The sequence below is a fragment of the Microbacterium maritypicum MF109 genome, from assembly GCF_000455825.1.
Lineage (GTDB): Bacteria > Actinomycetota > Actinomycetes > Actinomycetales > Microbacteriaceae > Microbacterium > Microbacterium maritypicum_A.
On the sequence record NZ_ATAO01000207.1, the window covers coordinates 1 to 241 of the forward strand.

At 69.3% G+C, this 241-nt stretch carries 1 protein-coding gene; it reads right to left on the minus strand.

Annotated elements, in window-relative coordinates; translation table 11 throughout:
* Positions 1–241, minus strand: a 241-nt coding sequence (locus tag L687_RS37505; RefSeq protein WP_040569812.1) for a potassium-transporting ATPase subunit KdpA, incomplete at both ends; no start/stop codon positions are given.

A 241-nucleotide genomic window follows, 5' to 3' on the forward strand; every position in this document is an offset into this window, starting at 1 on the left:
GGGGATCGCGAAGCTCAGCGCGGTGCCGGCCAGCACGAGGGTCGGCGTCACCAGGATGTACAGGCTCGCGAGCTTGATCTCCCGCGGACCGATCCGCTTGCCCAGGTACTCCGGCGTGCGGCCGACGAGCAGTCCGCCGACGAACACCGCGATGATCGCGAGCACGAGCATGCCGTACAGGCCCGAGCCGACGCCGCCGGGGGCGACCTCGCCGAGCATCATGTTCAGCATGGGCATCATG